Source organism: Bartonella kosoyi, from assembly GCF_003606325.2.
Lineage (GTDB): Bacteria > Pseudomonadota > Alphaproteobacteria > Rhizobiales > Rhizobiaceae > Bartonella > Bartonella kosoyi.
Map to the genome: position 1 here is coordinate 809,067 of NZ_CP031843.2, position 18,889 is coordinate 827,955.

General features: G+C 39.8%; 19 protein-coding genes and 2 tRNA genes. 15 read left to right on the forward strand and 6 right to left on the reverse strand.

Annotated elements, in window-relative coordinates; genetic code table 11:
• Positions 1–7: 7 nt before the first annotated feature.
• The 5 genes from D1093_RS03495 to D1093_RS03520 all read left to right on the forward strand — a co-directional run bounded on the left by D1093_RS03495 (position 8) and on the right by D1093_RS03520 (position 2,123).
• Positions 8–337, forward strand: coding sequence for a hypothetical protein (locus D1093_RS03495; protein WP_120100701.1), 330 nt, complete (start codon positions 8–10; stop codon positions 335–337).
• 64 nt (positions 338–401) lie between these two features.
• Complete coding sequence (locus tag D1093_RS03500; protein WP_120102310.1) at positions 402–1,064, forward strand: lysozyme; 663 nt, start codon at positions 402–404, stop codon at positions 1,062–1,064.
• Entirely contained in the window at positions 1,061–1,288 is a 228-nt protein-coding gene (locus D1093_RS03505) for a hypothetical protein (RefSeq protein WP_120100703.1), read from the forward strand. Before D1093_RS03500 ends, D1093_RS03505 begins: the two co-directional genes overlap by 4 nt.
• Before the next feature lie 116 nt (positions 1,289–1,404).
• Positions 1,405–1,632 (forward strand): hypothetical protein, encoded by a 228-nt coding sequence (locus D1093_RS03515; RefSeq protein WP_120100706.1) that lies wholly within the window; start codon positions 1,405–1,407, stop codon positions 1,630–1,632.
• Between the two features lie 122 nt (positions 1,633–1,754).
• The gene (locus tag D1093_RS03520) at positions 1,755–2,123 is read left to right on the forward strand and encodes a helix-turn-helix domain-containing protein (RefSeq protein ID WP_120100708.1); all 369 of its coding nucleotides are present in this window, start codon (positions 1,755–1,757) and stop codon (positions 2,121–2,123) included.
• Positions 2,124–2,223: 100 nt separating this feature from the next.
• Here D1093_RS03520 and D1093_RS03525 read toward each other — a convergent pair.
• Positions 2,224–2,298 (reverse strand) — tRNA-Asn (locus D1093_RS03525).
• 186 nt (positions 2,299–2,484) lie between these two features.
• Here D1093_RS03525 and D1093_RS03530 point away from each other — a divergent pair.
• The 6 genes from D1093_RS03530 to D1093_RS03555 all read left to right on the forward strand — a co-directional run bounded on the left by D1093_RS03530 (position 2,485) and on the right by D1093_RS03555 (position 9,875).
• Positions 2,485–2,558, forward strand: a tRNA-Cys gene (locus D1093_RS03530).
• Between the two features lie 224 nt (positions 2,559–2,782).
• Positions 2,783–3,457, forward strand: a complete 675-nt coding sequence (locus tag D1093_RS03535; protein WP_120100709.1) for a protein-L-isoaspartate O-methyltransferase family protein — start codon at positions 2,783–2,785, stop codon at positions 3,455–3,457.
• A gap of 57 nt (positions 3,458–3,514) precedes the next feature.
• A complete protein-coding gene (locus D1093_RS03540; protein WP_174767393.1) occupies positions 3,515–4,816 on the forward strand; it encodes a TolC family outer membrane protein in 1,302 nt (433 codons plus the stop codon).
• A gap of 247 nt (positions 4,817–5,063) precedes the next feature.
• Entirely contained in the window at positions 5,064–5,630 is a 567-nt protein-coding gene (locus tag D1093_RS03545) for a DUF2497 domain-containing protein (protein ID WP_120100713.1), read from the forward strand.
• A gap of 136 nt (positions 5,631–5,766) precedes the next feature.
• Positions 5,767–8,490, forward strand: coding sequence for a valine--tRNA ligase (locus D1093_RS03550; RefSeq protein WP_120100714.1), 2,724 nt, complete (start codon positions 5,767–5,769; stop codon positions 8,488–8,490).
• Between the two features lie 593 nt (positions 8,491–9,083).
• Positions 9,084–9,875, forward strand: a complete 792-nt coding sequence (locus D1093_RS03555; RefSeq protein WP_120100716.1) for a tetratricopeptide repeat protein — start codon at positions 9,084–9,086, stop codon at positions 9,873–9,875.
• Positions 9,876–9,979: 104 nt separating this feature from the next.
• On the opposite strand, the gene D1093_RS03560 is transcribed toward D1093_RS03555, so the two are convergent.
• The 5 genes from D1093_RS03560 to xth form a co-directional block, all read right to left on the reverse strand.
• Entirely contained in the window at positions 9,980–10,726 is a 747-nt protein-coding gene (locus D1093_RS03560; RefSeq protein WP_005773257.1) for an amino acid ABC transporter ATP-binding protein, read from the reverse strand.
• Positions 10,727–10,737: 11 nt separating this feature from the next.
• Positions 10,738–11,454, reverse strand: coding sequence for an amino acid ABC transporter permease (locus D1093_RS03565; RefSeq protein WP_120100718.1), 717 nt, complete (start codon positions 11,452–11,454; stop codon positions 10,738–10,740).
• Between the two features lie 2 nt (positions 11,455–11,456).
• Positions 11,457–12,209 (reverse strand): amino acid ABC transporter permease, encoded by a 753-nt coding sequence (locus tag D1093_RS03570; protein WP_120100720.1) that lies wholly within the window; start codon positions 12,207–12,209, stop codon positions 11,457–11,459.
• Positions 12,210–12,349: 140 nt separating this feature from the next.
• Complete coding sequence (locus D1093_RS03575; RefSeq protein WP_120100721.1) at positions 12,350–13,255, reverse strand: transporter substrate-binding domain-containing protein; 906 nt, start codon at positions 13,253–13,255, stop codon at positions 12,350–12,352.
• 124 nt (positions 13,256–13,379) lie between these two features.
• On the reverse strand, positions 13,380–14,162 hold the full coding sequence (gene xth, locus D1093_RS03580; RefSeq protein WP_120100723.1) for an exodeoxyribonuclease III: 783 nt from the start codon (positions 14,160–14,162) through the stop codon (positions 13,380–13,382).
• 501 nt (positions 14,163–14,663) lie between these two features.
• Between xth and rpsL the strand changes: the two genes are divergently transcribed.
• The 4 genes from rpsL to tuf all read left to right on the forward strand — a co-directional run bounded on the left by rpsL (position 14,664) and on the right by tuf (position 18,872).
• The gene (rpsL, locus tag D1093_RS03585) at positions 14,664–15,035 is read left to right on the forward strand and encodes a 30S ribosomal protein S12 (protein ID WP_005773262.1); all 372 of its coding nucleotides are present in this window, start codon (positions 14,664–14,666) and stop codon (positions 15,033–15,035) included.
• Positions 15,036–15,053: 18 nt separating this feature from the next.
• Positions 15,054–15,524 (forward strand): 30S ribosomal protein S7, encoded by a 471-nt coding sequence (rpsG, locus tag D1093_RS03590; RefSeq protein ID WP_005773264.1) that lies wholly within the window; start codon positions 15,054–15,056, stop codon positions 15,522–15,524.
• Positions 15,525–15,548: 24 nt separating this feature from the next.
• Positions 15,549–17,633, forward strand: coding sequence for an elongation factor G (gene fusA, locus D1093_RS03595; protein WP_120100725.1), 2,085 nt, complete (start codon positions 15,549–15,551; stop codon positions 17,631–17,633).
• Between the two features lie 63 nt (positions 17,634–17,696).
• On the forward strand, positions 17,697–18,872 hold the full coding sequence (gene tuf, locus D1093_RS03600) for an elongation factor Tu (protein ID WP_005773266.1): 1,176 nt from the start codon (positions 17,697–17,699) through the stop codon (positions 18,870–18,872).
• Positions 18,873–18,889 lie beyond the last annotated feature (17 nt).

Genomic DNA, 18,889 nt, shown 5'->3' on the forward strand with positions numbered 1-18,889 from the left:
GGAGAAGATGATAGATTATCCAGAGCACTTAAATACGAAGCAAGATTATTTAAACATGCTTTCCTTTGACAAAGTTGAAACAGTAAGAAGACTAGAGACGCTTTTATCAACGCGTTTTTATTGGGTCTTTGTTAAAGAACTCAGTGAAGGAGAAGAGGGGATAGAAGATGACACGCATAAGGTTTGTCTAACAACAGAAACGCCGGTTGATTTAGACGGTACTTCTATAGCAAAGCGTTGTCAGTATGAATTACAGGAAAGTGAATATGCACCGCTCTTTCAACTTGGCTTTCGCGTTGACGAAGTGGAACAATTGATCAAAGAGCACAGCCAATAGAAGATCATCAAAGAAGATTTTAATCCAGCCCCAAATCAGTGGGGCTTTTTTTATGGAGGATGGGATGAGAAAGATATCCAAAGAAGGTTTGGAGCTAATCAAACAATGGGAAGGATTACGTTTAGAAGCGTATAGAGATACGGCATGTATCTGGACCATTGGTTATGGTCACACCAGCAATGCTGGTAACCCGCTTGTCAAAAAAGGTATGCGTATTACGAAAGAGCGAGCAGAAGCAATTCTTTGTGAAGACTTAAAGCAATTTGAGAAAGCCGTCGAGGAGGCGGTTACGGTTTCGTTAACAGATTGCCAGTTCGCAGCATTGGTGTCGTTTTGTTATAACGTAGGAACAACAGCCTTTTGCAAGTCGAGTCTTTTGAAAAAACTTAATCAAGGGGATTATGAAGCTGTTCCCGTTGAATTACAGAAATGGAATAAGGTCGGTGGAAAGCTTCTTGCGGGATTAGCCAACCGTCGAGCAGCGGAAGCCGGTTTGTGGGCGAAAGGGTCTTATGTTTCTTCAAACTATCAAAGAGTGGAAACGAAAGAGGCAAGAGGACTTTTCAAGGTAGAAGCGCTAGCCCCGATTATAGGGTCTTGTTCAGGATTTGGGGGATTTTTAGTAGGCAATGGACCGATTCAGTGGGCGTTAGCAGGGATTATGGTTTTAGCCGCTTGTACAGGACTGGTGATTGTCGCCAAGCGTTTTCGGGAACAGCGCTTATGATTTTTGGGTTCAAAAGAAATCTGTCTCTTCTGTTAGCGGCTTTAGCCGTTTTTTTAATGGCATTAGCCAAAGCCTTTCATCTTGGCAAGAAAAGCGAGCAGCAAAAGCAAACAGAGCGCGCTTTAAAGACAGCAACAACCCGTTTTGAGGTGGAAAATGAAGTTAATCAAAAAACTGATGCTGGTGTGCGCTCTGCTTTGTCTCGTTGGATGCGGGGCAAATAGGACAGTTTCTTGTGTTGGTTGGTTGCCCATTTATTTAGACAAGCAAGATGTCAATACCATCAGTTCCAACCTAGCAAGAGATATATTGAAACATAATCAACAGGGAGCACGCTTATGTGGTTGGCAAAATGAGTAGGAAACGTCATGAGGAACAAGATCTCTCACAAATAGAACGACAGTTGCTTCATGAGATGATAGAAACTTACCAAGGATTAAAAATGATGTCACGCATTATGAAATGGATAACCTTTATTGTCTTTATGTTTGTTATCGATTTTGCCCGCTTTATGGACGCGCTAGACAATGTCTTATCATACTTCAAAAAATGGATAGCCAAGAGTTAGAACTCACAAAATCTTCTTAAAAAATACCTCGAAAAGAGCTCTTGATTCGCAGTAATTGAGGAAAATTTCGAAAAGATTTGTTAGAATCAGAGGAAATATTTCTTCTCTAACAGGCTTTTTATATGGCTACATCTTTTGGTAAAATTTTACGTAAACTTCGCATTGATCACTCAGAACGTCTCTTAGATATGGCTAAGAAATTAGATATATCTGTAGCGTTTTTATCTTCTGTAGAAATTGGCAAGAAATCAGTACCGGTTGGTATGGAAGAGAAGATCATAGAGCTGTACGGTTTAGATCAAGAGAAGGCTTCATTGTTAAGAAAAGAAGCCTATGCATGTCGCAAGAGTTTTACAATCAAATCTTCAGACCCATTTCGTTGTGAAATTATTGGCATGTTCGTTAGAAACTTAGAGAATTTTTCACAACAAGATGTAGCAGAATTAAAAGACCTTCTTGAGAAAGTTGGCAAAAAAAGAGGCGCTTTGTAGAAGAATATTAGAAAACCCTATTCCCGTACTTTTATCTACACACCCCGTACCTTAAAAAAGATATTTAAAATTAATAAGTTATGCTCAATAAAAAAAGAAGTGGCTCCCCGGGCCGGATTCGAACCAGCGACCAACCGGTTAACAGCCGGTTGCTCTACCGCTGAGCTACCGGGGAACGACGCTCAACCATTTAGCTGAAGAGGCTATAGCAAAGCAATACTGATTTGCAAAGGATAAAATTACTTTTTTTAAAAAAAATATGATAAATTGTGTAAGTAATAGGAAAAAAAGCGAGAGAAGATTTCTACACCTTGACGGATGCTTTGCCTTCCCTTATTGAAGCCTTTATATTTGTTGATGAGGCCTTGTGGCGGAATGGTTACGCAGAGGACTGCAAATCCTTGTATCCCGGTTCGATTCCGGGCGAGGCCTCCAGCCGATTTTAAATGGAGCGGCTTTTAGGGGAGGTATAAGAAGGTATAAGAAAAGAGATTATTCCCCTATACAGTTGTAAAGACATTTTTGTATGAGAGATTGTCCTATAGAATCGAGTTGTTGACTGTCGTATCTTTTTTTGTAACACCTATAGTTTAAGAGATCTTAGTCCCTCATTGTTGCTATTTTGTTTATTTTTTATAGGTTAGGAGAAAGTAGTCGTTATGGTTGCAGATTTTGCTGAGCTTCGTCGCAAAATGGTTGACAATCAAATTCGTACAGTCGATGTAACGGATTTATCAGTTCTTGAAGCATTTTTAACGATATCTCGTGAAGATTTTGTATCGGAAGATATGAAAGCATTGAGCTATCTTGATACCGATATTGTTGTATGTCCAGTGCAAGATGAGGTTCCTGCACGTTATTTGATGAAGCCTGCATCTCTTGCAAAATTATTACAGCTTGCTGCTGTAAAATCATCAGATGTTGTTTTAGATATTGGTGCAAATAGTGGTTATTGTGCAGCCTTGCTTTCGAGACTTGCAGGGTCTGTGATTGCGTTGGAAAGTAATGAGTCTCTTTTTGAGCGTGCTCTTGAAGCTTTAGAGCGTAATCAATGTGATAATGTGGTTGTTATTCATGGTCCATTAGAGCAGGGATATGCTGTTGAGGGGCCTTATGATGTGATTTTTATTGAGGGATCTGTCGACTTTGTTCCACAAGGTATCTTTGATCAAATGAAAGACGGTGGAGGTCTTGTGGTGGTTGAAGGGCATGGAAATGCAGCTGTAGCACGAATCTACATCAAAGAAGATGGAATTATTTCAGCCCGTCGTGCTTTTAATCTCGCTGTAAAGCCTCTTTCTTGTTTTTTAAAAACATCTGATTTTGTATTTTAGTGCTTGTTCGTTTGGTGAATAGAAGATAATTCTGTTATTTATTTGGGGTTTATTATTGTGTGTGTTGCGTTTAAAATAAACAAGAAGTTTCAGGTGTGTTTTTTGTTGGTGTTGAGTCTTTTATTGTCAGAGGCTGTTTGTGCTGAAACATTGATGGATGCTTTTTCTAAAGCTTATCAACGCAATGCTAAGTTGAATAGTGAACGGGCAGCTGTTCGTATAGCCAGTGATGACGTTGTCATTGCGCGATCAGGATTATTACCACAAGTTGAAGGGATTGGAAGCTATGGGCGGAATAAGTCTTTTACAGGTCCTTATATCACTTCTGGATCTATAGGTGTGAGATTAAATCAAAGATTGTTTGATGGTTTTATCACGCAAAATATGTTTTCTTCAGCTCAAGTTAAGCTGCAGGCGCAACGTGAATATCTTCGTAATGCTGAACAAAATACTTTTCTGGAGACCGTGACGGCTTATGCTAATGTCTATCAGGCACGTCGTGTTGCTGATCTTCGGAGAGAAAATTTAGCAGCTCTTGAAGAGCAAGTTCGTTCTAATAAAGCAAAATTTGATGTGGGTGAGGGAGGGCGCGTCGATCTTGCTCAAGCTCAAGCGGCACGTTCCGTAGCTATTTCAGAATTGAGTCTTGCTCGTGCTGATGTAAAAGCAGCAGAAGCAGTCTATCGTCAAATTATTGGTTCTGATCCTGAAAAATTAAAACGCCCACCCATCGCTACAGATCTTCCCGTCAATCTTGATACGGCTTACCAAATGAGTGTTGTGATGCATCCAGCAATCCTTTATGCTCAATATCTAGTTGATGCGAGTGGTTACAATGTAAAGGCGAAAGAAGGGGCGTTACTCCCTAAAGTTGATTTTTCTGCAACAGCATCTTATAATCGGATTTACAGCGGTGCTGGAGAGGATGGCATTTCTAAATCGATAGGATTGTCTGTGAGTGTTCCGATCTTTGAAGGGGGGCGTACGTCTGCGCAGATTCGCCAATCGAAGGAACAGCTTGGACAGGCGCAGCTTCAACTCGATTTGGCCCGTAGTAATACGAGACAAGCCCTTACTTCTGCCTGGTTCCAGTTGGAAGGTGCACGCGCATCTGTTATTGCTTACCGTGAAAGTGTTCGTGCTGCTGAAATTGCTCTAAAAGGTCGTGTTCAAGAAAATCGCGTAGGGCAGGCAACGACATTAGATGTTTTAAATTCTCGTACTCAATTGATTAATGCTCAAATTGCGCTTGCAATGGCAGAGCGTAATGCTGTTGTGGCAAGCTATAGTGTTCAATCATCTATTGGTAAATTGACAGCAAATTATCTCGGCTTAAAAACAATTCAATATATTCGATAGCGCATAAAAATAGTCCCTTTGATTTCAAATCATTTTAGTTTTTAAAAAATTGGTTAATCCGTCGTTGAATATGTCGAAAAATAGAGCAGTAATATGTTCTTTTAAAGTGCAGAAAGTTGTGTGTAGCGCCCTCTTTATGACAAGCATATTTGAAAATATCACAAGAGGCATGTTGATCTTATGATTCTTTTGCATACACTGAAAATATGATTCTATTTGTTGTTGCGTCTTTGAGAGGTTGTAAAGTATGGTACAGAGTTCAAGCGTGTTACGTGAGCCAAGCATGGATGAAATTTTGACATCTATTCGTGAAATAATCGAAGAAAATGCGGTTCAATCTGATCACTTTTTAAATGAAGATGTTGCAGTAAATGCTTCGGAAGATCATTCAGAAATTGCATCAGAAGGTATTTATGATACAACCCTATCGGTTGATGATGCTATGAAAGCTTTAGCTGATCGCATTGGCCTTTCTACTGAAAATCAAGGGGGAGGGAGTGCGCAAGAGAAAGAGGATACAGCGTTAGAAAGTAATACAGTTGGTATGGATGTGCAAAAGATGAAGCTTTCTTCTGAAGAACGGAATTCTGTTTATAAAGCAAAAGAATATGAAGATGAGATCAGGAAGTCACAATCAGAAACTGGAAAGGCTGGTCCTGTGGAATTATCTGCGTATTGTATTTCTTCTGCAGAAAAAATTGCAAAGGATGTGTTGCGTCCGGCAATAGCAGAGTGGTTGCAGTCTAAATTGCCTGTTTTGCTGGAAGATATTTTACGTGAAGAGATTGTGAAGGCGGTAAAAAAATCGTCTTAATTATTTTTATATTTTTCATTTTATGAGAATTTTATTTGAGGTTTTGCGGGCTCTCTAGTGAGGGGTGGGGGGTGCGGGATTTTGATCGGGGTTTGATCATATATTGTGTTTTTCAGCGGCGTTATGGATGGATAGAATGTTAGAAAAAAACTATGATGCTGCTTCCATAGAGCAACGGGTTGCAAAGAGATGGGAGACTCGTGGAGCTTTTAAAGCGGGAGCGGGTTCTAAAAGTGGTGCAGAACCTTTTTGCGTTATGCTTCCACCGCCTAATGTTACAGGCTCACTTCATATGGGGCATGCGCTCAATACGACAATTCAAGATATAATGGTTAGATTTCAGCGGATGCGTGGCAAAAATGTTTTGTGGCAGCCAGGTACGGATCATGCTGGGATTGCTACACAAATGGTTGTAGAGCGTCAACTTGCAGAACGCCAAGAGCCAACGCGTCAAGAAATGGGAAGAGAAAAGTTTATTGAGCGTATTTGGGAATGGCGTCATGAAACGGGAGGCATTATTGCAAACCAATTGCGCCGCCTTGGCGTTTCATGTGATTGGTCGCGTGAACGCTTTACAATGGATGAGGGGTTGTCGCAGGCTGTTCTTGAAGTCTTTGTCATGCTTTATAAACAAGGACTGATATATAGAGATAAGCGCCTCGTCAATTGGGACCCTAAGTTGTTAACGGCTATTTCGGATCTTGAAGTTGAGCAAAAAGAAGTTCAAGGACATTTGTGGCACTTTAGATATCCACTTGAAGGTAAAATTTTTGATCCAAATGATGCGACAACTTTTATAATAGTGGCGACAACACGACCAGAAACAATGCTTGGTGATACAGGAATTGCCGTTAATCCTGAAGATAAGCGTTATAAAAATCTTATCGGTAAAAATGCTCTTTTGCCACTTGTTGGTCGTAAGTTATTGATTGTCGGTGATACGCATGCTGATCCTGAGGCAGGAAGTGGTGCGGTAAAAATCACACCAGCCCATGACTTTAATGACTTTGAAGTAGGACAGCGTAATGATTTACGCTTAATTAATATTTTTACCCAAAATGCCGAGATTTTTCTCCGTGAGAATGAAGCGTTTTTTGATGGTTTGCTTTTATCAGATGAATTAAAAATGTTAGTAGAAAGTCTTGATAAAGCTGATCGTTTTGTTGCCCGCCAAAAGATTATTTCTTTGATGGAAGAACGAGGGTATTTAGCTTCTGTTGATAATCATTCCCATATGGTTCCTCATGGAGATCGCAGTGGTGTGCCTATTGAACCTTTTTTGACAGATCAATGGTATGTTCATGCTGCTGAATTAGCAAAGCCAGCGATAGAAGCTGTTCAACAAGGGAAAACGCAATTTGTTCCCGATAACTGGAAAAAGACCTACTTCAATTGGATGCAAAATATTCAGCCTTGGTGCATTTCTCGCCAACTATGGTGGGGACATCAGATTCCTGCTTGGTATGGTCCTGATGGAACAGTTTTTGTTGAAAAAAGTGAAAAAGAGGCTTTAGATTCGGCTTTTTCTCATTATGGTGAGATGGTTGAATTAATTCGTGATCCGGATGTTTTAGATACTTGGTTTTCATCAGCTCTTTGGCCTTTCTCAACATTAGGATGGCCCGATAAAACGACTGAATTATCTACTTTTTATCCAACATCTTTATCCGTGACAGGATTTGATATTATTTTTTTCTGGGTTGCTCGTATGATGATGATGGGACTGCACTTTATGGGTGAAGTTCCTTTCCCAACGGTTTATGTGCACGCTCTTGTCCGAGATCAAAAGGGTGCAAAGATGTCAAAATCAAAGGGAAATATTATTGATCCCTTAGAGCTTATTGATCAGTATAGCGCTGATTCTCTTCGTTTTACTTTGGCTATTATGGCAGCGCAAGGTCGTGATGTGAAACTTGATACTTCCCGCATTGCTGGTTATCGTAATTTTGCTACGAAATTGTGGAATGCTACCCGATTTGCACAGATGAATGGTGTAAAACATGATCCTGCTTTTGAGCCAGAACAAGCAAAACTGGCGCTTAATCGTTGGATTTTAACAGAGCTCTCTAAAACGATTTCAACAGTGACGACGGGTATTGAACATTATAAGTTTAATGAGGCTGCAGCTGCACTTTATCGTTTCATTTGGAATACATTCTGCGATTGGTATTTAGAACTTCTTAAACCTATCTTTCAGGGTGAAAATGAAGAGGTTAAAAATGAGGCTCAAGCTTGTACTGCTTGGGTTTTAGATGAAGTCTATAAACTTCTTCATCCTTTTATGCCGCATATGACAGAGGAGTTGTGGTCTCTTACAGAAACGCAAGAGATCAAGCGTGAAGATATGCTCGCATTGACAAAATGGCCAGAGGCAACATTGATCGATGAAGAAGCTGCTACTGATATTAATTGGCTTATTGATGTGGTCACAGGGATTCGGTCTGTACGTTTTGAAATGAATGTTCCAGCGGCTACACGAGCACCTCTTGTCGTTGTCGAAGCAGGGGAAGTAACGCGAGAGCGTGTGCAGCGTTATGATGCACTTCTTAAAAAGTTAGCGCGTATTGAAGTTATTGATTTCTCTGATAAAGTTCCGGAAGTATCGGCACAAATGATTTTAGGAGAAGCTGTTTTTTGTTTGCCATTAGGACAGTTGATTGATTTGGAGGCTGAGCGTGTTCGTTTGAGGAAGGAGGCTCGTAAAATTGAACAAGATATTGAAAAAATATCGCTTAAATTAAATAATCCAAAATTTATAGCAAATGCAAAAGCAGAAATTGTTGAAAGTGAACAAAATAGAGTTGTAGAACTGCGTGCTGCACAAAAGAAGATATCTATTGCTTTAGAGCGGTTGGGCTGATTGTCACTTTTTTTGATGGGTCATTTCATCACATTACGGCTGATATCGATTTTTTTTAAAAGACAGCTTTTTCTTTTGTTTGCCTTTCGTGAATGCGGTCATAAAATCTCTACAGGGAACCAGTATTTTTATGCTTCTCATGAAAGAGACGTCTCTTAAGGCACCCAAAGCTCATTTCACGCAGATGTCCGTAAATGGTATAGAGGAAATCCATTGAGCCTTCTCATTTTTACGCTTGTGAAGTAATGGATCGGTGTTATTACGTACTTTGTCAGTGTTTAGTGTTGCGCGAGAGTAGTCTTTGGCACTTGTGACAGTTCATAAGAGGTGTTTTAAATCCTCTTTTAAGCTCATCTGCAAACCACTTATCGCTTATGCGCAAGAGATTTTAATTACTTCAATATAAAAGGGGGAAGGAAGATTCCTGTATTGGAGGGTGTTATTCAAATTGAAATTGATAATTTTTATTTATTGGTCTTTTCTTTTAAAAGTTTTACTTTAGAATTTCTCGTATTTCTTAAGAAGAAGAAGCTTTTAAAGCTCTACAAAGAAATTTAAACAGATTGAACAATTAACATTAAGAGAGGGGGAAAATGGTCAATCGATTTCAGATATGGAAGAAAGCTACGATTATTGTGACGTTAGGGGGATTTTTTTCGACTGTTTATGCCATAGATGTTAATAGCTTGCAGGAAGTGCATGATGGTTCGTTTTATTTTTTGAAACGTGGCATATCTGCTTATAAAAATGGGCAGATAAATCAGGCACTTTCAGCGTTACATTGTGCCGCTAAGAGGGGCTATATTGGTGCGAATTGGAAACTTGGCTCTATCTACGCAAACGGTGATGGTGTTCCTAAAGATGATTACAAGGCCTATCATTTTTTTGCATATATCGTTGAAAAAGGTGCAGGTCTTGGCTCAGAGGATGAAAGTTATGTTTCTGATGCATTGGTTAAGCTTGCTCAGTATATAAAAAAAGGTATTCCTCAATCACCTGTGAAACCTAATCCTTCTTATGCTGCTCGTCTTTATATGCAGGCTGCGGTGAATTACGGGAATCCTAAAGCTCAGTATCATTTAGGAAAAATATTTTTAAAGGGAGAGGGAAGGGAGAAGAATCTTATACAAGCAGCACGATGGTTTCAACTTTCAGCAAAAAAAGGAAATCCTTCTGCTCAAGCGATGCTCGGAAATATGCTGCTTAAAGAAGGAAAAATCATTCGCGGTACGGCAATGCTAACTGCTGCTTATGAAAAAGCGAACGTAAAGGATAGAAATTGGATTCGCCCTTTGCAAGAGCAGGCTTTTTCTCTTTGTGATGAATTTGAAAGACGTACAGCGATTTCACTAGTTGCTGATATTCTAAAATATAAGAACTTTTAACGATCTGATTGTAATATTTTTTCACATTCTCTCATCTGTTATTAAACTCTCCTTTCTTGTGTCCAAGTTTACAGTAGAGATAGCTTTTTGCGATGATATAACGGCTAATGACTTAGGATTTTAGACAAAAATTCTTGCGTTCTTGGTGTTCTTTCTTGCGGATTAGAAAAGAACTCTTGAGATGAACAGTCTTCAAGAATTGTTCCTTGATCCATGAAAATAACACGCCCAGAGACTTTTTGTGCAAAACCCATTTCATGCGTCACACACATCATTGTCATCCCTTCTTCGGCTAAGCTGATCATGACATCGAGTACTTCACCTACCATTTCAGGGTCTAAAGCAGAGGTTGGTTCATCAAAGAGCATGACGAGTGGGTCCATTGTTAAAGCACGGGCAATAGCAACACGTTGCTGCTGTCCTCCGGAAAGTTGACCCGGATATTTGTCTTTATGTTCAATGAGTCCAACACGCTCAAGATATAACAAACCCCGTTCAAGTGCTTCTTTTTTGCTTCGTTTTAGGACTTTAATTTGTGCAATTGTCAAATTTTCTGTGACCGATAAATGGGGAAAAAGTTCGAAGTGCTGAAAGACCATTCCTACGTGGCTGCGTAATTTAGGCAGATTCGTTTTCTTTGAATGAACTGGTGTTCCATTAATCCAAATTTCGCCTTTTTGAAAAGGGACGAGAGCGTTAATCGTTTTAATGAGTGTTGACTTTCCTGAGCCTGATGGTCCACAAACTACAACCACTTCTCCTTTGTTAATATTGGTTGTACAATTTTTAAGAACGTTAATTTCGCCATACCAATTAGAAACATTTTTTATTTCGATCATATGTGTAGACATTTTTTTTCCTGTTAGCGAATAATGGATACTTTTTTTTGTAAATATAAAACGATTTGTGACAGTGTAAAACAGATCACAAAATAGAAAATAGCTGCTAAAATATAAGCTTCTTGTTTTACGCCAAAATTATTAGCAGCAATATCAAAACCATTCAAAAGGCTATGACCACTGATGGCGTACACAAGGGTTGTATCCTGAAAAAGGATAATGACTTGTGTTAAAAAGACAGGAAGCATATCTCTAAAGGCTTGAGGAAGAATGACAATGTACATACTTTGCCAATAGGTCATCCCAAGAGCTTGCCCCGCGTATTTTTGTCCTTGCGGAACTGAATTGATACCAGCACGCATAATTTCAGCAAAATAAGCCGTTTCAAATGCGGTAAAGGTAATGAGTGCTGATTTATTGGTACCGATGGATGTCCCCGTTAAAAAAGGCAGAAGCACAAAAAACCATAAGATAACCATCACAAGTGGTATTGAACGCATCGCTGTTATGTAAACGATTGCAAACCAAGAAAAAAGTTTTATGGAAGAAAGGCGCATCATTGCTAAAAGCGTACCGAAAACAAATCCCAATACCGTTGCAAAAAGCGTTAGAAAAACGCTAAAGAGTAAACCCGATAAAATGTAAGAACGAAATACATCAAAGGTAAAAAAGGAAAAATCAAAGTCGGAAAAATTGAAAGGGAAATAAAGTCCAAACTGAGAGCTTATGAAATTTATCATATTCAATTTCCCTTGGTTTGAAAATTAGGAATTTTGAGCATTTGTTCAATGACTGTCATTACAATGAATACGCATAAGGCTATAAAAATATAAAGAATCGTAACAAGCAAATAGTTTTCGTAAACATGACTTATCTCTTCAATTGCTTGGTATTGAAATTGCATGAGTTCATTGATTGAAACAGCGAATGCTATAGATGAATTCTTCACAATGCCCATTGCTTCTGAAGTAAGCGGCGGCATAATTGCACGGATAGCACGCGGTAATATAATATAGCGATAACTTTGATAAGTTGTAAACCCCATTGCCATGGCAGCATAACGTTGTCCTGATGGAATCGCTTCAATGCCTGAACGAACCTGTTCTGCAATGCGTGCCGATGTAAAGAATCCCAATGCGCATGTTATTAAGAGAATGGGGGAAAATTTTATCGCTGGTGGATAAATCTTAGGAACAACAAAATACCATAGAAATACCTGTACAAGGAGGGGAATGTTGCGCATAATTTCTACCCAAATAGCACCGATCGTGCGAAATACGCAATTGATGATGGATGTTTTAGGTAAAGTGCGCATTGTTCCTATAATAATACCACAAAATATAGCTAATATAAGTGAAGTGATGGACAATATAACCGTATTTTTAAAGCCATCAAGAAGTGTATCTAAATAGGTATGACTTACGCCGGGAGTGCCCAAGCATCCTGCTACCAGTGTTTGAGTAAGGTCATCTCTACAAAGGAAAGAAAAGTCCATTAATTGATATTCCCTCAAATTAGTCATTCACAAATAGAACGATAAATCAAGTGTACTTACATAAGCAGAATTTATTAAAAAGTGAACTAAAATGTAAACCACACTCAATTTTTAAAGAGTGTGGTCTTTCTTTTCAAATTCTATAAATCTTTTTCTGTGTAGCTTTCGCGAGGCTTATTGTTTGGGTGATCCCAAGCATATCTTGTCTGTTTTGATAAGGGAAGGTTCATAACAGTATTAGCAGGTGGGATTGGTTTCATAAACCACCTATCATAAAGCTTTTCAAGTGATTCGTCTTTAATCTGACGTAGGATACTATCGTTGATTGCTTGTTCAAGTTTTGTGTCATGTAATCTCAGCATACAAGCGATAGGTTCGACTGAAAGTACGGTGTCAAGAATGACATAATCCGATGGATTTTTTGATTTTGCAATATGTCCAGCGAGAATTGAAGAATCCATAACAAAAGCATCAGCGCGACCCGATTCGAGTAATAAGAAACTATCTGCGTGATCTTTTCCTTTGACGACTTTAAAGTGAATGTTTTTTGCGCGTTTGTTCTTACGAATAAGTTGAACAGATGTCGTACCGGTGGTCGTTGCAACTGTTTTTCCATTTAAATCATCAAGAGATTTAATGTTAGAGTTTTTCTTTACAGCAATCCGGACCTCTTCAACATATGTCGTATAAGCAAATGCTGCTTCTTTGCTGCGAGCAATATCATTCGTTGTTGAGCCGCACTCAAAATCATAGGTCTTATTTTTTAAGAGAGGAATTCTATTTTGAGACGTGATGGGAAGATAATGGATTTTAATCGGTTTACCAATTTTTTTTGAGATATCATCAATGATACGTTCTGCCATTTCTGTATGAAAGCCTACATATTTATTATTACCAAGGGCGTAGGCCAAACCAGATGATTCACGAACACCTAAAGTGATTTCCCCTGTTTGCTTTATTTTTTCAAGCGTATCATTTTCAGCATGTGCGACGCTTGTAAGTCCAATGGCTGCTGCAGCAATAAACATTAACAATGATTTCTTCATTTATGTCCTCCATACATTGATTTTTATTTTAGTTACTTAAGATATACTGCTTGCACGGTGTAGCATAGTTATTCTTCTGAGTGGAATTTTTTTTATCGTAGCATGAAATGAGGGCTATAGTTTCTTAATTGATATTAAGATGAATCCAAACAGGAACATGGTCGGATGGTTTTTTGTATCCCCTTACTTCTGTTTGACTATAAGCGCAAATAAGGTGATCAACTGCTTCTGGCGATAAGAGTAAATGATCAATGCGAATCCCATTATTTTTAGGCCATGCTCCAGCTTGGAAATCCCAAAAACTGAAGGAGGGCGTATCGGTGACATTCCGGATAGCATCGTAAAGGCCTAAATGAAGAATACGTTGGAATGCTTTTCTTGTTTTTTGAAGAAATAAAGCATCTTGATTCCATTCTTGAGGTTTTTTTGCATCGAGTGGGGTGGGAATGACATTATAATCACCGGCTAGAACAAGGGGCTCTTCATATGCGAGTAATGATTTCGCATGTGCATATAATCTTTCCATCCATTCCATCTTATAGGGATATTTTTCACTCTCAATAGGATTTCCATTTGGCAAATAGAGCGATGCAACACGAATAATGCCTTTATTTATTGAATAAACAGCTTCAATATAACGTGCTTGTTCATCATTATTATTGCCAGGTAGTCGACGGATCACTTCATCCGGTGTTTTTTTAGAAAGAATTGCGACGCCATTAAAACTTTTTTGTCCATGTGTTTCTATATGGTAACCTAGGTTTTCAATTGCATCACGTGGAAAATTGTCATCAATAATTTTAATTTCCTGTAGACAGACTATATCTGGCTGATTTTGCTGTAGCCATTGATATAATGTTTCGTGTCGTGCTTTTATTCCGGCAATATTCCACGTTGCTATTTTCATGGTGCTCATCATTCGATATCAAATATGCAATTTAATTTTCTGCGTTAATATTTTATCGCAGTCACGCTATTGTTTTTTATTTATAGGGCGATATTACTATGGTAAATTGATTTATCAAGAGATCCAATAAAAGCAAAAAAGGCAAATTTAAAGTTTTAAAATTTAATTTATTTTCATTTTTGAAAACTTTCTGCTGTTTAGTTCTTGACGAACGTTTGTGTTCTCGCTATTAGACACGAACGTAACCGATGTGGAAATGATCTTTTGTTTTGAATATAACCCAAAAGATCCTTCAAACGGGTGTTAAAAAGATTAAAAGCAAATGCTAGTGCAAAAGGCTATTGCCTTCTCTGCTTGTGATCGGGTAGACTGTTTTTAGCAGCTGTGCCCGATTTTGTGTGTAGAATAAGACATCTATACCAATTTTGTTGGAGTAGGTGGAATTAAAATAGAAAAGCCCGATTGGGTGAGACGAATGTAAATCGAAAAGAGGAAGGTTGCATGCCTACCGTAAACCAGTTGATTCGCAAGCCACGTGTGGCACCAGTTAAACGTAATAAGGTTCCTGCTCTGCAGTCAAATCCTCAGAAGCGTGGTGTTTGTACGCGTGTTTACACAACAACGCCGAAGAAACCTAATTCGGCTCTTCGTAAAGTTGCTAAAATTCGCTTGACGAATGGATTTGAGGTAATTGGTTATATTCCTGGAGAGGGACATAATCTTCAAGAGCACTCTGTTGTGATGATCCGTGGTGGTCGTGTAAAAGATTTGCCAGGGGTTCGTTATCACATTATTCGTGGTTTGCTTGATACCCAAGGTGTTAAGAATCGTAAACAGCGTCGTTCAAAGTATGGCGCAAAGCGTCCAAAGTAATATTGAGAGACAAAGCCGATGTCCCGTCGTCATAGAGCAGAAAAGCGTGAAATTAATCCAGATCCTAAATTTGGTGATTTGGTTATTACAAAATTTATGAATGCCATTATGTTTGATGGTAAAAAGTCAGTTGCAGAGCGTATTGTTTATGGTGCGCTTGATTCTGTAGAGAAAAAAGTAAAAACAGATCCAGTAGATCTCTTTCATCGGGCTTTAGAGAATGTTGCTCCTCATATTGAAGTTCGTTCTCGTCGTGTTGGGGGGGCTACTTATCAGGTTCCGATTGATGTTCGTCCTGATCGTCGTCAGGCTCTTGCTATTCGTTGGTTGATTTCGGCAGCGCGTGGACGGAATGAAACAACAATGATTGAGCGTTTATCTGGTGAACTCATGGATGCGGCTAATAATCGCGGTTCTGCTGTGAAAAAGCGTGAGGATGTTCATCGTATGGCTGAGGCTAACCGTGCGTTCTCGCATTATCGCTGGTAGAGGTTTTTAACTAAGGCAAATATAATGGCTCGCGAATATAAAATTGAAGATTATCGTAATTTTGGTATTATGGCACATATTGATGCCGGTAAGACTACGATGACTGAACGTATTCTGTTCTATACGGGTAAGAATCATAAAATCGGGGAAACGCATGATGGTGCTTCTACGATGGATTGGATGGAGCAGGAGCAAGAGCGCGGCATTACCATCACATCTGCTGCGACGACGACGTTTTGGGAAGGGCGTGATGGTCGTAAGCGGCGCTTTAATATCATTGATACGCCAGGGCACGTTGATTTTACTATTGAGGTTGAGCGTTCTTTGCGTGTTCTTGATGGGGCGATAGCATTATTGGATGCTAATGCTGGTGTGGAGCCTCAAACAGAGACTGTTTGGCGGCAGGCTGAGAAGTATCGTGTCCCACGCATGGTTTTTGTTAATAAAATGGATAAAATAGGTGCTGATTTCTATCGTAGTGTAGAAATGGTTGGTTCTCGGTTGGGGGCTAAAGCACTTATTTTGCAGTTGCCGATTGGTGCTGAAAATGACTTTGAAGGTGTTGTTGATCTTGTTGAGATGAAAGCTTTAAAGTGGGATGGTTCTATTGGTGCTTCAGCGGTGATCGGTGAAATTCCTTCTGACTTAAAGGAAAAGGCTGAGGAATATCGCGAAAAACTCATTGAAATGGCTGTGGAGGTTGATGAGGCTGCTATGGAGGCTTATTTGGAAGGTGTTATGCCAACCAACGAGCAGCTTGTTGCTCTCATTCGTAAGGGAACCGTAGAGGTTCAGTTTCATCCTGTTCTTTGTGGTACGGCTTTTAAAAACAAGGGTGTGCAGCCGCTTTTGGATGCTGTTGTTTCTTATCTTCCTTCTCCGATTGATATTCCGGCGATTAAGGGTATTGATGTAAAGACTGAGGCTGAGACAACGCGTGAATCTTCTGATGAAGCTCCGCTCTCTATGCTTGCTTTTAAAATTATGAATGATCCTTTTGTTGGTTCGTTGACTTTCTGTCGTATTTACTCTGGTAAAGTTCATAAAGGTATTTCTCTTGAGAACACTGTGAAGAAAAAGAAAGAGCGTTTAGGGCGTATGCTTCAAATGCATTCAAATTCTCGTGAGGATATTGAAGAAGCATTTGCTGGTGATATTGTTGCTCTTGCTGGCCTTAAGGAGACGACAACAGGGGATACGCTTTGTGATCCTTTGAAGCCTGTTATTTTGGAGCGTATGGAATTTCCAGAGCCTGTTATTGAGATTGCAATTGAACCGAAAACAAAAGCAGATCAGGAAAAAATGGGTATTGCTCTTAATCGTTTAGCAGCGGAAGATCCTTCGTTTCGTGTTAAGTCTGATGAGGAATCAGGTCAGACTATTATAGCTGGAATGGGGGAGCTTCATCTTGATATTATCGTTGATCGTATGCGGCGTGAATTTAAGGTTGAGGCCAATGTTGGGCAGCCTCAGGTTGCATATCGTGAGTCAATTACTAAAATGGCGGAAATTGATTACACCCATAAGAAACAATCCGGTGGTGCTGGTCAGTTTGCTCGTGTGAAAATTGTTTTTGAGCCTCACGAAGGTGATGATTTTATTTTTGAGTCGAAGATTGTTGGTGGTGCTGTCCCTAAAGAATATATTCCGGGTGTCCAGAAGGGGATTGAAAGTGTTATGGGGTCAGGACCTCTTGCAGGATTCCCTATGCTTGGTGTAAAAGCAACGCTCATTGATGGTGGTTATCACGATGTTGATTCTTCTGTGTTAGCTTTTGAAATTGCTGCTCGTGCAGCTTTTCGTGATGGCGCGAAGAAAGCTGGTGCACAGCTTCTTGAACCGATCATGAAGGTGGAAGTTGTTACGCCAGATGATTATGTTGGTGATGTTATTGGCGATCTCAATTCTCGTCGAGGGCAGATTTCAGGAACTGAAGCACGTGGTATTGCAACGGTTGTCAATGCGATGGTTCCATTGGCGAATATGTTTGGTTATGTGAATACCCTTCGCTCTATGAGTCAGGGGCGTGCGCAGTATACAATGCAGTTTGATCATTACGAGCCTGTTCCTTCAGCTGTTGCTTTGGAGATTCAAAAGAAATACGCGTAACTTCAGGTTGGTAAATTAATTTTTAACTTAGTCCTTGGCTTGGACGGAAAATGGAGAGCCCAAATGGCGAAGAGCAAATTTGAACGAACAAAACCGCATGTTAATATTGGTACGATTGGTCACGTTGATCATGGGAAGACTTCGTTGACAGCAGCGATTACGAAATTTTTTGGTGAGTTTAAAGCATACGATCAAATTGATGCAGCACCAGAAGAGCGTGCCCGTGGGATTACCATTTCTACAGCACACGTTGAGTATGAAACGGAAAGCCGTCACTATGCGCACGTTGACTGTCCTGGACACGCCGATTATGTGAAAAACATGATCACAGGGGCAGCGCAGATGGATGGTGCCATTTTGGTTGTTTCAGCAGCTGATGGTCCGATGCCACAGACCCGTGAGCATATTTTGCTTGCTCGTCAGGTTGGAGTTCCAGCGATTGTTGTTTTTCTCAATAAAGTTGATCAGGTTGATGATGCGGAGCTTTTGGAACTTGTAGAGCTTGAGGTTCGGGAACTTTTATCCAAATATGATTTTCCAGGAGATGAAATCCCAATTGTAAAAGGTTCTGCGTTAGCAGCCCTTGAGGATAAGGATAAAAGCATTGGTGAAGATGCGGTTCGTCTTTTAATGAGCGAGGTTGATAATTATATTCCAACCCCTGAGCGTCCTGTTGATCAACCATTCTTGATGCCGATAGAGGATGTGTTTTCGATTTCGGGTCGTGGGACGGTTGTTACGGGTCGTGTTGAGCGTGGTGTTATTAAAGTTGGAGAAGAAATCGAGATTATTGGTATTCGCCCAACATCTAAGACGACGGTGACAGGTGTTGAAATGTTCCGCAAGCTTTTAGATCAAGGTCAAGCTGGAGATAATATTGGCGCGCTGCTTCGTGGTGTTGACCGTGAAGGCATTGAGCGTGGTCAAGTATTGGCAAAACCAGGATCGGTTACCCCACATACACGTTTTAAAGCGGAAGCTTACATTTTGACGAAAGATGAAGGGGGTCGTCATACGCCGTTTTTCACGAATTATCGTCCACAGTTTTACTTCCGTACGACAGATGTTACGGGTATTGTTACGCTTCCAGAAGGAACTGAAATGGTTATGCCCGGTGATAATGTTGCGATGGATGTGTCATTGATTGTGCCGATAGCGATGGAAGAGAAGCTTCGTTTTGCTATTCGTGAAGGTGGTCGTACTGTTGGTGCCGGTATCGTCTCTAAAATCATTGAATAAATAATGCTTGTTGAGCG

Excerpts from the sequence above, each read along its gene's own strand:
- D1093_RS03565 (WP_120100718.1), bottom strand. The coding sequence starts at position 11,454 with ATGATAAATTTCATAAGCTCTCAGTTTGGACTTTATTTCCCTTTCAAT.
- D1093_RS03550 (WP_120100714.1), top strand. The coding sequence starts at position 5,767 with ATGTTAGAAAAAAACTATGATGCTGCTTCCATAGAGCAACGGGTTGCA.
- D1093_RS03495 (WP_120100701.1), top strand. The coding sequence starts at position 8 with ATGATAGATTATCCAGAGCACTTAAATACGAAGCAAGATTATTTAAAC.
- rpsG (WP_005773264.1), top strand. The coding sequence starts at position 15,054 with ATGTCCCGTCGTCATAGAGCAGAAAAGCGTGAAATTAATCCAGATCCT.
- D1093_RS03560 (WP_005773257.1), bottom strand. The coding sequence starts at position 10,726 with ATGTCTACACATATGATCGAAATAAAAAATGTTTCTAATTGGTATGGC.
- D1093_RS03520 (WP_120100708.1), top strand. The coding sequence starts at position 1,755 with ATGGCTACATCTTTTGGTAAAATTTTACGTAAACTTCGCATTGATCAC.
- fusA (WP_120100725.1), top strand. The coding sequence starts at position 15,549 with ATGGCTCGCGAATATAAAATTGAAGATTATCGTAATTTTGGTATTATG.
- D1093_RS03570 (WP_120100720.1), bottom strand. The coding sequence starts at position 12,209 with ATGGACTTTTCTTTCCTTTGTAGAGATGACCTTACTCAAACACTGGTA.
- D1093_RS03535 (WP_120100709.1), top strand. The coding sequence starts at position 2,783 with ATGGTTGCAGATTTTGCTGAGCTTCGTCGCAAAATGGTTGACAATCAA.
- D1093_RS03500 (WP_120102310.1), top strand. The coding sequence starts at position 402 with ATGAGAAAGATATCCAAAGAAGGTTTGGAGCTAATCAAACAATGGGAA.
- D1093_RS03555 (WP_120100716.1), top strand. The coding sequence starts at position 9,084 with ATGGTCAATCGATTTCAGATATGGAAGAAAGCTACGATTATTGTGACG.
- D1093_RS03575 (WP_120100721.1), bottom strand. The coding sequence starts at position 13,255 with ATGAAGAAATCATTGTTAATGTTTATTGCTGCAGCAGCCATTGGACTT.
- xth (WP_120100723.1), bottom strand. The coding sequence starts at position 14,162 with ATGAAAATAGCAACGTGGAATATTGCCGGAATAAAAGCACGACACGAA.
- D1093_RS03505 (WP_120100703.1), top strand. The coding sequence starts at position 1,061 with ATGATTTTTGGGTTCAAAAGAAATCTGTCTCTTCTGTTAGCGGCTTTA.
- D1093_RS03545 (WP_120100713.1), top strand. The coding sequence starts at position 5,064 with ATGGTACAGAGTTCAAGCGTGTTACGTGAGCCAAGCATGGATGAAATT.
- rpsL (WP_005773262.1), top strand. The coding sequence starts at position 14,664 with ATGCCTACCGTAAACCAGTTGATTCGCAAGCCACGTGTGGCACCAGTT.
- tuf (WP_005773266.1), top strand. The coding sequence starts at position 17,697 with ATGGCGAAGAGCAAATTTGAACGAACAAAACCGCATGTTAATATTGGT.